The following is a 14,008-nucleotide window of genomic DNA, read 5'->3' as shown; positions in this document are numbered from 1 at the left end:
AAAGGCATGCGGATCAGCTTCAGAGATCCCCGTAAATACAGCGCAGGCTTTCCAGCGTCTGATGCAGCTCGCCGCGGTCGCAGCGCGTCACAAAATCCCCGGCCAGCGCTGTAAACGCCTCTTCTGACATAAACACCCGCAGCGCATCCAGTCCCAGGATCACCTCGCCGGCCGCGGTCGCACGGGTCGAAAACATGGCGCCATGCCCCTGCCAGCCCTGCGGAATGACATCCGGATGGTGATGATAGACCGTCAGCAGGCGCAGCAGCTCGGCAAACTGCTCCCAGCCAAACGGCATGATAAACTCGCTGCCGGTCACGGTCAGGAACAGGCGGGGCGCCTCATACCAGCCTCCCGGACGTTCGCCCGGCGCCATCCCCGAGATGTGAATGTCCAGGCGCAGCGGGCCCGCGCCGATGCTTTCCCTCGCCGCCGTGACCGGCGGGCGCACCGTTTCCAGGAACCGGCGCTGCCGGTCGGGGCTCCAGTTGCGGGCGTACATGCACAGCGGAAATATCGCCTTCAGGCGATCGGTGGTGAAAAGAGTGGCCAGCACGGCGTCCGGCACCGCGCGCAGATCAAAACTGCGGCCGAGCAGCGGGCGCAGCAGCTGTTCGGCGTGATCCTGCGTTACCGCCGGCGTCAGCGTGGCGAGAAAGGCTTCGCCCTCCGCGTGCCAGTCCTCTCCCTTTATGCCAAAGGTTCTCCGCAGGTAGTGACTGTCAACAGCCCGATCGTTCTCCACATGCCAGTCCAGCAGGGCAAAAGTAATTTCCAGCAGCGTACGCAGGCGCGGCGTGCTGACCAGCTGTGACGGCCCGCGGGCATAGCCCTGATGCGCCAGCTCCAGCAGGAACTGCACCGTGTCAGCGGTGATCTCCGGTGCGCCCAGCGTCTGGCCCAGGACCAGGCGACAGTAAAGCTTCTCCAGCGCAGCGTCCGGATCGGTCACCAGCCGCAGGTATTCTTCACCGGCGACGTCGGTTGCCAGTCCGTCTTCCAGGAGGCGCTCGGCCAGCGCATTGACGGACGTGCTTTCCGTGGCCGCCCGGTTCCGCAGACGCTCGGTGAGGTTTTTTGGAAAACGCAGGGTCAACTGACTTAACATGATAAATCGCCTCTGGGGCAGTCCTGCTGGTATCGGTACATTTTTCACGTGAAGGTAGGCGTATGAAAGGCTTTCCTCGTTTGTAATTAAATTAGTCAGAAATATGCGAGTCAAGGAAGTGACATCATGTCACTATGAGGCAGTGAGGCGAAGGTTGCTCTCCTTTTCCCGTTCAAGGTAAAGTCGGATCTTCGCATAAAAGCTGGTTAAGATTGGATTGGATGGCTGAATCAGTGGGGTCTTATAGAAGGAGTTACTGCATAAGACCGACGTCCGCTGCGAGCGAAAAGCGGATTTTACTTACGTCCACTTTCACAAATAAGCAAAACAAATGCTTCATTTTGAAGCAATAAGATCATTTTTATTTACTGAGATCAATTTTACAAATGCTACCCAGTTCTAAATCTTTTTTAACCATTAGCATTAAATCCGGAATGGCATTTATTGATTGTTGTATGTAATTTCTCCCATCATTTACATCCCCTTTCGCACATAATATTTTAGCCGCATTAATGGCCATATATTTTCTTACTTTATCATTATCACTGCCAATCCTAAGCGCAATGGAAATACTATTCATTGCATCAGTATAATTTCCTGCTCTAAATTGTGCATAAGCTTTTTGATTCCACAAAGAAGCATCTACGGGTGTCATTTGAGTTGCCTGGGAGAATGACTCTGCTGCCTCCAGAAATTTTTTATTTTGCAAATACTTGAACCCAAGACTCCTGTAATGCTCGATGCTATAAGTCTGCTTATCTTGATTATCTACTAATTGATTATTGTTTTTTAATGAGCAGTTTGTTTGAACCTTTGCAATCATGATATTTTTCTTTTCTGATGAAGAATAGTAAGCATCAGCATAAGATTTTATTTTCCCAATTGATAACTCTCCATCTTTTTGGCATTCTTCATAGCTTGTTCTTAAAAAATCAATATCAAGCTTCTGTGAATTCAAACCTTGCTCTGCACTCTTTATGAATAACTCTTTGTTTTGAATAGAGAGAATACTTTGCGCATTTTGTCTCTCGAAAGAAAGTCTTTCATCGTTTTGACTTTTTGTTATCCAAATATTTGCTATTCCCATTGGGAGAGTTGCAATAAAAACCATTATTAATTCGGTTATCTTGATTTTATTTTCAGTGTTCAATGTCGACATTTATTTATCATCCAAGTCTAAATTTTAATTATAACTGTTATCGGTAATAAAGTAATTTTCTTTATTTATAAACCCATTGGTGGTGGTATGTGTATATATTTAGGTGACATATATAATGTCCGCTTATGGCACGGAACGGACTTAACTCACTGAGCTGAAAATTCACTAAAAGCGAAAAGCGGAGATTAAATCTGGGCTTCAACAGCGGCCATCATAGTCGGCAGTTCATTAACCAGTTTATCCACGGCCAGCCTGACTTTCAGAGATAAATGAGGAGTGCGCGGCCACACAGCATACACAGGCCAGCTTCCCGAAGACTGCTCCTTTAATATCTCTGTCAGACTGCCGCTGACAAGCTGCTCCCGTACAAGCCAGTAAGGCAGCCAGGCAATGCCGCCTCCCGTTACCGCAACATCTTTTACCGCCTGCATATCATCCATCATGATTCTGGCTGGTGGGGTTATTTCCACAGTTTCATCCCTTTGGTTTTTAACCCGCCACTTCAGAATACGTCCTGAATGGATATAGGCAACGGCTGCATGTTGCTTAAGTTCGTCCGGCGAAGCAGGCTCGCCGGCCTGTCGGATGTAATCCGGAGAAGCGCAGAAAACCATCGTGTGGGAGGCCAGCTTACGGGCTATCAGACTGCTGCTGTCAGCCAGTACGCCGATTCTGACAGCCAAATCAAACCCCTCCTCCAACAAATCAACCTGGCGATCGCTGAATGAAATTTCCAGTTCCAGCCGTGGATGTTCTTTTGCCAGCGTGGTCAGTAACGGTGAAATACAGAAGTGTCCGAGCAGAACCGGTACAGTCACCCTCAGTTTTCCGCTTGCCTGAAGCTTGCCGCCTTCCAGAATATCCTCCGCCATTTTTATTTCATTCAACGCCCGACGACAGGATTCATAATAAAGCGAGCCTTCATCAGTAAGGCTCTGGCTGCGGGTTGTGCGGTTAAAAAGGCTTACACCAAGCCTCTCCTCAAGCCGGGATATGGTTTTCGCAACTGCCGAGCGCGTGACGTGCATTTTTTCAGCAGCCTGCGAAAAACTCACCGATTCAGCTGCGGTCACAAAAACAGGAATACTGTTCATCTCGCTTTTCATATTGTCGCCCGTAAGGAATCAATAGAGAGAAATACTATCGCCACTGTAACCAAACAGGCAATGTTATAGTGCTGATCATCAATTATTTATTTCTCAGGAGGCTCTATGAACCGCACAATGAAGCGCTGGGCGTTAAATGAAACAGGACGTCAGAATCTTAAGCTTACGGAAGCAGAAATACCTCAGCCCGGCCCGAACGAAGTCCTGGTTCGGGTAAATGCCGTCTCCCTCAACTTCCGTGACAAGGTCATCATTGAAGGAGGAATGGGAAATGGTATGCCAATGCCCTTTACGCCGGGTTCTGATATGGCTGGCGTGGTTGAGGCTATCGGACCGGGCACCACTCGCTTCAGCCAGGGAGACCGCGTTATCTCATCCTTTAACGCAGACTGGATTGACGGAAAGCTGAATAACAATGCCAAAAATCCGCACTACAACACGATAGGCTATGCGATCCAGGGGGTGCTGGCTGAGTACGTGGTTATGAATGAAGAGTGGCTGGTTAAAGCCCCTCAGACGCTTACCGATACTGAAGCCAGCACGCTGGTCTGTGCCGGACTTACGGCCTGGTTTGCCCTGATTGAACGCGGCGGCCTTCGTGCCGGCGAAACTGTACTTGTTCAGGGAACCGGCGGAGTGGCCCTTTTCGCTCTTCAGATAGCTAAAGCTGTGGGCGCCGAAGTTTTCATTACCTCATCCAGCGATGAAAAGCTGGCAGCTGCAGCGGCGCTCGGTGCCGATCACGGTATTAACCGTAAAAAAGAGGACTGGGTGGAAGCCATTTACCGACTGACAAATGAACGCGGCATTGATCACGTTGTGGATACGGTAGGGGGACGTAACTTTGCAGACTCCGTTCGCGCGGTAGCTTCACATGGTCGAATCTCATTGATAGGAATGATGGACACGCACGATACTTCAGCGTCGGGAGCCCTGTTGTTACTGAAGTCTCCGACTGTTCAGGGTATTGGCGTAGGCCATCGCCGGGCGCTTGAAGATTTTATCCGGGCCGTTGACTGGCTCAAACTGAAACCGGTGATAGACAAAGCATTCAGTTTCAGTGAACTACCGGAAGCACTGGAGCAGCTTGATAAAGGCGCGTTCGGAAAAATCGTTATCAACGTGGGATGATTGAAAATAATGTTGGCAGAGGCGTCCTGAAAACGCCTCTGCTTTTTTATTGTGAAGCTTGCATGCAAGCTAATGAACATGCCTGAGGCGGCGTCCGCTTCTGGCACCGGATTGCCGGAGATTTAAGTATGATTATCCCTTCAATAGCGAAAAGCAGGCCTGAAGTTCCAATATGGAAGCGCGAATGTTAATGTCCGGGTGATATATCTACGGAATATATGGAGGTTTGTCTGTGCAATCTAAGGGCGCTTTTAATGAATGCTATTAAAGAGTTAAAAATAAAATACCCAGGCGCGAATGCCGCGCAAATGGGTGACAGCCCGCAACTGGCTAACGAACTTGCAGATCTTATCGTTAAAGGAATTAAAACGGCCTCCTGCGGCTCTTTTGCATCTTATCAGCAGGAAGAGTTCGCCCCCAGGATTGGCAGTTATAACATCATCCTTGATGGTCAGGATGCGCCTGTGTGCGTTATCAGACTGGTTTCGATGCGACTGATACGGTTTTGTGATGTTACCGAGGAGTTTGCCCGCAAGGAAGGTGAAGGCGATTTAAGCCTTGAGTACTGGAGAAAAGAACATCAGCGATTTTTTACGGCAGAAGGCTCTTTTTCTGAAAATATGGAACTGATCGCTGAAGAGTTTGAAGTCGTTGAGGTTCTCTGACCTGGTAAAAAAGCGCCCTGTAGACGATTAAAAGCATCAATGTATTTTGTTTTATCAAATACATTTTACAAAAAGGTTTGGTTTTGGCATTGAGCAAGCAGTTGCATCATGTCAGCTGGCATCGGGAAACGGACATTCGGCGCTCTGCCGAATGCCATAAACGGGGCAAGCCTGAATGAAATGGATTGCGTTAGCGCAGGTTGCTGTTTTGACGAGATGTGAGAAACGTCATCGCTACCGCGCCAAGAAGTAACAAACTGCTCAGGCCAAAAGCGCTTTGCCATCCCAGACTGTCGAATACCAGACCTCCTGCCGTTGAACCAAGCGCAATCGCGAGCTGGATAACAGCAACCATAAGACCACCGCCCGCCTCTGCATCTTCGGGCAGCGTCCGCGCCAGCCATGTCCACCATCCCGTTGGCGCTGCCGTCGCCAGCATCCCCCACAAACTTAGCAAAGCGGCAACAGCCCAGACGCTGTGTCCGAACAGAAGCAACGCCCCGGCAATCGCGGCCATCAGTAAAGGAATAGCGATCAACGTCTGATAAAACCTGGCGTTCAGGCATGCCGAAACAATCAGTGTACCGATAAAACCCGCTACGCCTGTCGCAAGCAAAATCAGGGAGAGCCCCGAAGTAGTAACGCTGGTCACGGTTTTCAGAAATGGGCGTACGTAGGTAAATAAGGCAAACTGCCCCATAAAGAAGAGCCCGCAGGCCAGCAGCCCGCCTGGTACCATGGAGACGCGAAACAGGCGAAGCACAGACCCCTGTGTTTTTCGATTTTTACCGCTTTCCATTGAAGGCAAACTGACGCATTGCCAGATGAACGCGGCTATCGCAAGCGGTACGAGACACAAAAAGGCTCCGCGCCAGCCAACGGTCGCTCCCAGGTAGCTACCAAGCGGCGCCGCCACAACGGTTGCCAGGGCGTTACCGCCGTTAAAAATCGCCAGCGCGCGGGGAACCTGGCGTTGCGGCACCAGCCGAATAGCGGTTGCCGCCGACATTGACCAGAATCCACCGATAACGATACCAATCAAAGCCCTCCCCAGCATATAAACCGGATAGCTGGACGCCAGCGCAATAATCATTCCCGATACCGCCATCAGCAACGTCAGCCCTAACAGAAGATATTTACGATTCAGGCTGCCGGCAACGTTAGAAATAGTCAGGCTGGTCAGTACCGCCAGCGCGCCGGAAATGGCTATTCCCTGCCCCGCCAGCCCCTCCGTGACGTGCAAATCGCGGGCAATTGGCGTCAGCAGGCTGACCGGCATAAACTCAGAAGCGATCAGTACAAACACGCAGAGCGTCATGGCAAATACGCCGCCCCAGTAGGCGTGTGTGTTATTTGGTGATGGTTTAAGACTTACTGTGGACATTATCAGCATCTCTTTATATCGATCCGCCCTAATTCAGGCGCAGCCGGAGCAGACGTTATTCAGGGAATAACGCCATAAAATGTGGGTGAAAAGAGTGTGCGATGTGGCATATCCCGCGTCGCATCAGACAGATAAAGCCACCTGTAAATAACAGGCGGCCTGCTAAACGCTTCTGGCTTAGTGAGTTATTTTAAGTAGCTCTTAAAAAACTGTTCAAATCTGGCAAAAGGGATCTTACCGGCGGCGTTGTCGTACAGATCCACATGGTTTGCCCCAGGAATAATCACCAGCTCTTTCTTTTTGCTGCCGATCGTCTTAAAGGCATCTTCAGCAAAATAACGTGAATGGGCCTTTTCGCCGGTTACGATAAGCACAGGGATAGTAACTTCATTGGCATAACTCAGCAGCGGCATATTCATAAACGACAGCGGCATGGTCGCATTCCATGCGCCGGTTGAGTTGACCGAACGCGCATGGAAACCACGCGGCATACGGTAATAATCAAAGAACTCTTTTAAAACCGGGTCAGGATTGGCCGGTAAGGTTTCCGGCAGAATACGCTCAGAAGCGGTGGCTTTTCCCTTTTCATCAACATAAATATCATGCCCGCCGGGCGCAAAAGTCCCGTTTTCCGCATCCTTCCAGCGCTGCGCGTTCAGATGCTGCAGCACGGCACGACGATCGGCGATAGTGTAACGATCTTTACCGTCGCCCACGCCATGACCCATTGCGCGGCTCATGTCATACATCACGCTGGTTGCTACCGCTTTAACGCGGGTATCCATCGCGGCGTCGTTTAAAGCCATGCCGCCCCAGCCGCAAATACCGAGCAACCCGATACGGTTACGATCCACCTCTTTTTGCAGACCTAAAAAATCAACCGCCGCGCTGAAATCTTCGGTGTTGATATCCGGAGAAGCGACATTACGTGGGTAGCCGCCGCTTTCCCCCGTATATGAAGGATCGAAAGCCAGGGTAATAAATCCCTGTTCCGCCAGCGTCTGCGCGTACAGGCCGCTGGATTGCTCTTTCACCGCGCCGAAAGGCCCGCTGACGGCAATGGCTGCCAGCTTGCGATCGCCGCGATCCTGCGGAATATAGAGATCCCCGACTAATGTGATCCCATAGCGGTTCTGAAAGGTCACTTTACGGTGATTAACTTTAGTACTCTCCGCAAAGGTTTTATCCCACTTTTCGCCCAGTGAAGCAGGCGTGTTGGGATTAGTTGTATCAGCATGGCTCATGGTTGTGACTCCACTTAATGATGCGCATAGCAGCATGGCGGGTATCGCAGCTGTCACTTTTTTCGCGAAAACAAACATCAACATTCTCCTGAAAACGATACAGAGACAGCTTTTATGCGGACAACGCTGCTGTGCTTTGTTGCAATGCGCACATTATAGTTAGCAGTATCAGTGCTGATTAGCGGCAAAAAAGTCCTAAGATTAATATCATATTGTTATAAATAGCGCTGTAGCGCCGAGGACGGGAAGTTGGCGAAACGGGAAAACTACAACGATCTCTACCTGTTTATGCTGGTGGTACGGGAAGGGAGTTTTACCGCCGCAGCGCAACGCCTTGGCCTGGCGCAATCAGGCGTCAGCCGTTCCGTACGCGAACTTGAAGAGCGGCTGGGCGTTCAGCTTCTGGTACGCACCACGCGCAAATTATCGCTCACCCATGCTGGCGAGCAGCTCTATCGCACCGTTGAATCAGGATTCGATGCTTTAGATATGGGACTCGCGACGCTGGCCCATTATCGCCAAACCCCTTCCGGTAAGGTACGCATCAATGCCAGCCCGCACGCTATTGATAAAGTGCTGCTGCCGAAGCTTGCAGGGTTTAAGCAACGCTACCCCGATATCAGGCTGGAACTGATCAGCGAAAGCCGGTTTGTCGATATTATTGCGGAGAGATTCGATGCTGGGGTACGCCTGGGACCGGAAGTTGGCAGCGGCATGATTGCGGTACGCATTTCGCCCGACATGGAGATGGCGGTTGTCGGTACGCCTGAACACTTTCGTCGCTACGGCTTTCCGCAAGCTCCCGCAGATTTAGTGGTTCATCCCTGCATCGCTTACCAGTTCGGCGACGGCAGCCTGTACGCGTGGGAGCTCCATCAGGATGGTAAAAAAATTACTCACCAGCCGCAGGGTCAGTGGGTTTTTGCTGACAGCTATATGGAGGCCAGGGCCGCCAGCCTGGGCCTGGGGCTGGCTTACGTCCCGGAAGAGTTGGTTGCCGATGATTTAGAACAAGGGAAGCTTATCAGAGTTCTTCAACGCTACAGCCAGCGTCTGGAAGGTTCATTTCTCTATTATCCACATCGCAATGTATCGCCCGCTCTGCGGGCGGTTATTGATACGTTGAGAATAAAGAGCTGAAATCAGCGAAACGCGGACGTCAGTTTTTCGTTATTAATCTTATATACATGCAGGCCAGAAAAAAGTTGAAGATAACAATTTATACGGAACGAAAATAACCTGGCGTGCAACCATATTCTTTGTGAAAGTTTTTTATGAAATGCGCGCAATCGCTGAACCCTGTTCTCAAAGCAATTTCAGTGATACTCTCAGAAGAATTTCTTAATAACCAACAGCTGTATTTAAGTCGGGTAGCCCGAATAAATTCTTGCGGTGATTTGCCAAACTCATGCTGAAACAAGCGCGTCAGCTGGCGAGGGCTAATATTTACTTCAGCTGCAAGCCATGCTGTAGAGATATGTTTCACCAGCGATTTTTCTATCAGAAATACGGCACTACGCAGACGAGGGTCGCTGACCCTGGTGAACCCTATCGCCAGAGATACCGAAATAGCTGTCTCATCAATTTTATTCGGAACTGATATCTGGTGAATCGCTTTCGTCGCGCGGTCAGGGCCACAATGTCTGCGAATCAGCTCAGTAGCAAGGCTAATTGTTGAAATCCCCCCGGAGCAGGTCCATATATTTCCATCTTCAATGTAATCATGGCCTGTTTCAGCATGAACTGCAGGAAATTGTTTGCCAAAGTCCTTTATATGAAAAGGATGAACCGCCGCCCTGCGGTTAACGAGAAGCCCTTCTTCTGCAAGAATAAAACTGCCCGTGCAGACCCCGATTAGCGGAATGCCGGCCTTACGGGCGCGATGCAAATAGTCCCGATGGGCTGGATTACCATGCTTAAGGCTGCGTAATAACCCCCCAATCACCGCTATGTAACTAAAATCCGCAGGAGGCCGGTAGAAACCATCAGGCTGAACCCGGATACCGGAACTTGCCAGTACCGGTTCCGTCGGATTATGGCTCATAAGATACCAGGAACAGCGGGCCTTCTGGCTATTATCGCCAAAATCGGCGGCATGGCGCAGGGAATCGACAAGGCCAGACAGCGCCAGCAGAGGAAACTCCGGCCATAGTAATATCCCTATGCTGAGCTCAGGCCTTGCTGTGTCATGTATGCCAGAGATAGTATCGATCTCTGTTATAAAATCGTAAGAAATAGCCTTTTCTCTGCCAGCGTTGTCAGGAAATCGGCTCTCTTTTTTTTTCGCTATGCCCTTCATCTTTATTTTCCCGTTGATGTAGCCAACCGTTACCTGACAGGTTTCATGGTCTGCCCAAATCGGGTTAATATCAAACCAGCTATAATAAGCACTGAACCCATTATAAAATTTGGCTGCACAGTCTCGCCAAGCAATGCGCTTCCCGCAGCGATACCCATAATCGGAGTCATCAGTATCAGACTTCCCAGCGAAGAGACCTTATAGTAGCGTAATAACGTAAACCATAACAGATAGCTAATAACGCTGACTATAATCGTTTGAAAGACAAGACTTAATATCGATATATCGCAGAGAACAAAGCTATTGTTTTCAGTAAAAAATGCGCTAAGCGCCAGAGCAATACTGGTTATCGCCAGCTGATAAAAAAGCGTGCACGAAGGCGGGATGGTTGACAAAGAAGAGACACGAATAATTATGCTTGATAGTCCCCAGCATAATCCTGCGGTCAGGGCGAAGAGATCTCCTGATAAAACAGCGCCATAAGACCAGGAAAATTGTACCGCTACGGCAATGCCGACAAATGCCAGCGTGATGCCTGCCCACTGAACCCGTGTCATTCTCTCCTCTTTTATCAGGAAATGCAGACCGATAGCCGTGAACAGCGGCGCGGTATAAAGAAAAAGCGTAATATGCCCGGTAGTGGTTTTTTTAAGCCCAGATGCAACCATTAAAAATTCAAGAGAAAACATCAGCCCGACAAATAGCCCGGCAATGGATACGCGGGGTGATTTTAAATAATTAACTATCCCGTCACGGCGATTAAATATAATAAAAATAATTAATGCCGCCAGGCCTGACCTGATGGATAACTGTAGCACTGGAGAAATATATGGCTCCGCTATTTTTAACGCAACTTGTTGTAACCCCCATATTGCACAAACAAAAACCATTATTATAAACACAGTTGCGTCAAGTTTTTTTCGCATGTTACTTACTCCAGTAAAGATGAGAGGCTGTTATCCCCTATCCAAAATCTGGATTATTGTCCGTTATCTCCTGGTTCAGTAGATTGTACAGAAGGGACAAAGTCTGTAACGTAAAAGACAGCTGAAAGATGTGTCCTGCGCAATATATGGTTAAATACACAGATTTTCCGCCAGCTTCCCTCTACAGAGAGAAACGGTTCCCGGTCACCGCTTCTCCGTTATAACGCCGTTGTGCTACCTGAAACAGAACTGTCCTGTTCAATATCTGAGAGTTTGCGCTTAACCAGATCGCAGCCCCATAACCTGTTGTCTAAAGCCATAGCGAACCAAGCCGGATCGCGCGTTTTAACTTCCAGTTCAAGACCGATACATATCCTCCCGACAGGAGATATCTGAAGCGATCTTTTTTGGCCGATAATAGGATATCTGTTCTACGGCGACGTGTTCATCCTCAAGCTTTCTTGATTGTGGAAGACTTGAGTACGGTTATCCTGAACCATAACCTGCTGTGTCAAATCATTCATCCACTATACTGACCATTGCAGTTGTCATTTCCATATGAGGATGCGCACGGTTAATTACCTGACGCCAACCTTAGCCACGATCATCAGGAGAACAAGATGCAAAATCGTAAAACCCTGAAAGGACTGTTAGTCGTATCGGCAATCGCCGCAATCTTCACTACGGCAGGCGTGCAGGCTCAGAAGCCGACAAGTGATGCGCAGAATATCAATACGGCTCAAACCGGATCGAGCGCTCAGCTCAGCGCCGGCGATGAAAAAGCGTTGAAGGATATGGCGCAGGCGAATATCAATGAAATCGCCGCCGCCAGGATCGCGCTTAACAAAGCGCAAAGCAGCGAAGTCAAAGCTTTCGCGCAGAAGATGGTCGCAGACCACGGCGCTGCGTTGAGCAAAGTACAGACCGTCGCCCAGCAAAAAGGCGTAGCGCTGCCGACTGAACCGGACGCCATGCACAAGGCTATGGCCACTAAGCTGGAAGAGCAGAGCGGCGACGCATTTGACAAGTTGTATATGGAAAACGCCGGCACTAAAGACCACCAGATGGTGCTGTCAAAACTACAGAGTGACGCCAGTAACATTAAGGATGCAGACGTGAAGGCCCTGGCCGACGCGCATACGCCGGTCGTTGAGCAGCACCTGAAGGCCGCCCAGCAGTTGTCGATGCACCCAGACAAATCCGCAGATAAATAATCAGATTGAGCACAGGGGCTTACGGCGTGAACTGCCCCTTTATCGCGTTGCAGAGAGCTACGGCGGAAGTAACCGCGTTGAAGAACGGTGTACGTTATTTACTGTAAGCGTTCCGCCTTGACGCTCGTCCATGCGCAGTCGTAAGCCCACGTTCGCTCTGGCTCTGTTACGCTCGAAATTGACCTGAGGCCGCCGTTCGTCAGGCTGAATGGCGCACAAATTTAGAGATCCGCCGCTGACGCCAAACCAACAAATTAAGCGTGAGATAATCCGCTAAGAGGTAAGCAGAGGTTATGCTCGCAGGCATGCCGGCAGTTCAATGAAAAGAGATGGTTCCGCTTACCAGCAGACTGACATCATAAATCATTTAACGCGCGCTAAAAAAGCCCGAACTCGCGTTCGGGCTTTGGCTACAGACTACTCACTCAATCAAGCGTAAGCGTGCAGCGCGCGCTGGCAAAGCACGGAACGCACGCAATCCTCTTTAGCAAACCGCACCACTCCTACCATCTCATCTTCAGTGAAACGATCGAGCGCGTCGGCCAGGCCTGACGTCACGCCTGCCGGCAAATCGCACTGCGTTATATCGCCGTTCACAATCACCGTGACGTTTTCACCCAGCCGAGTGAGAAACATTTTCATCTGCGCAGCGGTGACGTTTTGCGCTTCATCAAGGATCACCACGGCATTTTCGAAGGTACGTCCGCGCATATAGGCAAAGGGCGCAATCTCCACCTTACCGATTTCGGGACGCAGGCAATACTGCATAAAGGAAGAGCCAAGACGTTTAACCAGAACGTCGTAGACCGGACGAAAATAGGGGGCGAATTTTTCTGAAATATCACCGGGTAAAAAGCCAAGATCCTCATCCGCCTGCAACACCGGGCGGGTGACGATAATTCTCTCCACATCCTTATGAATCAGGGCCTCTGCCGCTTTGGCGGCGCTGATCCAGGTTTTACCGCATCCGGCTTCACCGGTAGCGAAGATCAGCTGTTTCGTCTCTATGGCGTTGAGATAGTGCGCCTGAGCATCATTTCGGGCTTCAATCGGCGCACGGTCGCGCGAGTCGCACGCCATGCCGATCGCGTCCAACCCACCCATTTGCACCAGCGAGGTGACCGATTCTTCTTCACGCTGCCGATGGCTGCGTGAATCGCTGCGCAGCACCCGACGTGCTTCACGACGCGCTTTGATCACTGCTTTCTGTCTTCCCATAGTGGCACCTTACAGTTGGTTTCATTTCCCGCGCCGGAGCTTCTCTGGCGCGATTACGTGAACGCTTTAGAGGTTGGCTTCCTTCAGAGCCTTACGAGCCGTGGATGAACGAGCGCATACCGCCGGTATACGCCAGATAAGAAAAAGAGAGAGGATTAGGCTGTGAAAATAACAGAAGAGGAAAATAAACGAGAGAAAGAAAGCCTCTCGCGAAAAACAGTGCGATATTTTTTTAGCTACCGGTTGTCCTCTACAGGACGTTTCCATTCGCATTCTCCATCGTCAAAGCTGAACATAACAGACGACCGCTCTGTATAAAGTGCAACAGATCCTGCTAAATTTGCAACCGGCAGTTTAACCAAATGAGCAAAATTTAATCACAAACGGAGCGCTAACAGCGTGGATTAATTTTTTTATGCGATATAACAATCAGTTAGCTAAAGAAAAATAATGTCGGCATAATTCAGAAAATTCAGATGGCAATAAAACAGCCGGCGGACAAGCCGAATTTAAAATAACCTTCCGCCGCGCTAAAGCGACGGAAGGCGTTAAAT

At 49.9% G+C, this 14,008-nt stretch carries 12 protein-coding genes and 1 pseudogene; 4 read left to right on the top strand and 9 right to left on the bottom strand.

Features of this window, described 5'->3' with window-relative positions:
• Window positions 1-19 precede the first annotated feature (19 nt).
• The 3 genes from FKM52_RS05790 to FKM52_RS05780 form a co-directional block, all read right to left on the bottom strand.
• Window positions 20-1,108: a transcriptional regulator gene (locus FKM52_RS05790; RefSeq protein WP_141175259.1), complete on the bottom strand. Its 1,089-nt coding sequence runs from the start codon at window positions 1,106-1,108 to the stop codon at window positions 20-22.
• Between the two features lie 361 nt (window positions 1,109-1,469).
• Complete coding sequence (locus FKM52_RS05785; RefSeq protein WP_141175258.1) at window positions 1,470-2,267, bottom strand: tetratricopeptide repeat protein; 798 nt, start codon at window positions 2,265-2,267, stop codon at window positions 1,470-1,472.
• Between the two features lie 185 nt (window positions 2,268-2,452).
• Window positions 2,453-3,373: a LysR family transcriptional regulator gene (locus FKM52_RS05780; RefSeq protein ID WP_141175257.1), complete on the bottom strand. Its 921-nt coding sequence runs from the start codon at window positions 3,371-3,373 to the stop codon at window positions 2,453-2,455.
• Window positions 3,374-3,478: 105 nt separating this feature from the next.
• Here FKM52_RS05780 and FKM52_RS05775 point away from each other — a divergent pair, with 105 nt between their 5' ends.
• Both FKM52_RS05775 and FKM52_RS05770 read left to right on the top strand, forming a co-directional pair.
• Window positions 3,479-4,504 (top strand): zinc-dependent alcohol dehydrogenase family protein, encoded by a 1,026-nt coding sequence (locus tag FKM52_RS05775; RefSeq protein ID WP_141175256.1) that lies wholly within the window; start codon window positions 3,479-3,481, stop codon window positions 4,502-4,504.
• A gap of 254 nt (window positions 4,505-4,758) precedes the next feature.
• On the top strand, window positions 4,759-5,169 hold the full coding sequence (locus FKM52_RS05770; RefSeq protein WP_141175255.1) for an ASCH domain-containing protein: 411 nt from the start codon (window positions 4,759-4,761) through the stop codon (window positions 5,167-5,169).
• A 190-nt stretch (window positions 5,170-5,359) separates the two neighbouring features.
• Here the strand turns inward: FKM52_RS05770 and FKM52_RS05765 are convergent, their stop codons facing one another.
• Both FKM52_RS05765 and FKM52_RS05760 read right to left on the bottom strand, forming a co-directional pair.
• Window positions 5,360-6,553, bottom strand: coding sequence for an MFS transporter (locus tag FKM52_RS05765; RefSeq protein ID WP_141175254.1), 1,194 nt, complete (start codon window positions 6,551-6,553; stop codon window positions 5,360-5,362).
• Window positions 6,554-6,738: 185 nt separating this feature from the next.
• Entirely contained in the window at window positions 6,739-7,875 is a 1,137-nt protein-coding gene (locus FKM52_RS05760) for an alpha/beta hydrolase (protein ID WP_141175253.1), read from the bottom strand.
• A 171-nt stretch (window positions 7,876-8,046) separates the two neighbouring features.
• Between FKM52_RS05760 and FKM52_RS05755 the strand changes: the two genes are divergently transcribed.
• Window positions 8,047-8,937 carry a LysR family transcriptional regulator gene (locus FKM52_RS05755; RefSeq protein WP_141175252.1) on the top strand — a complete coding sequence of 297 codons (891 nt, stop codon included), beginning with the start codon at window positions 8,047-8,049 and terminating at the stop codon, window positions 8,935-8,937.
• 79 nt (window positions 8,938-9,016) lie between these two features.
• On the opposite strand, the gene FKM52_RS05750 is transcribed toward FKM52_RS05755, so the two are convergent.
• From FKM52_RS05750 to FKM52_RS22185, 3 genes and pseudogenes are all read right to left on the bottom strand, one after another.
• The gene (locus FKM52_RS05750; protein WP_141175251.1) at window positions 9,017-10,096 is read right to left on the bottom strand and encodes a GlxA family transcriptional regulator; all 1,080 of its coding nucleotides are present in this window, start codon (window positions 10,094-10,096) and stop codon (window positions 9,017-9,019) included.
• Window positions 10,097-10,125: 29 nt separating this feature from the next.
• Window positions 10,126-11,022, bottom strand: coding sequence for a DMT family transporter (locus tag FKM52_RS05745; protein ID WP_246085501.1), 897 nt, complete (start codon window positions 11,020-11,022; stop codon window positions 10,126-10,128).
• A 221-nt stretch (window positions 11,023-11,243) separates the two neighbouring features.
• A pseudogene (locus FKM52_RS22185) lies at window positions 11,244-11,441 on the bottom strand (integrase); the annotation flags it as partial.
• A 201-nt stretch (window positions 11,442-11,642) separates the two neighbouring features.
• On the opposite strand from FKM52_RS22185, the gene FKM52_RS05740 reads away from it, so the two are divergent.
• On the top strand, window positions 11,643-12,236 hold the full coding sequence (locus FKM52_RS05740; RefSeq protein WP_141175250.1) for a DUF4142 domain-containing protein: 594 nt from the start codon (window positions 11,643-11,645) through the stop codon (window positions 12,234-12,236).
• A gap of 429 nt (window positions 12,237-12,665) precedes the next feature.
• On the opposite strand, the gene phoH is transcribed toward FKM52_RS05740, so the two are convergent.
• On the bottom strand, window positions 12,666-13,454 hold the full coding sequence (gene phoH, locus FKM52_RS05735) for a phosphate starvation-inducible protein PhoH (protein WP_141175249.1): 789 nt from the start codon (window positions 13,452-13,454) through the stop codon (window positions 12,666-12,668).
• Between the last annotated feature and the right edge of the window lie 554 nt (window positions 13,455-14,008).

It is taken from the genome of Mixta tenebrionis, from assembly GCF_006517625.1.
GTDB lineage: Bacteria > Pseudomonadota > Gammaproteobacteria > Enterobacterales > Enterobacteriaceae > Mixta > Mixta tenebrionis.
The sequence above is the reverse complement of the archived record's forward strand: the minus strand, read 5'-3'. Positions and strand labels throughout refer to the sequence as shown.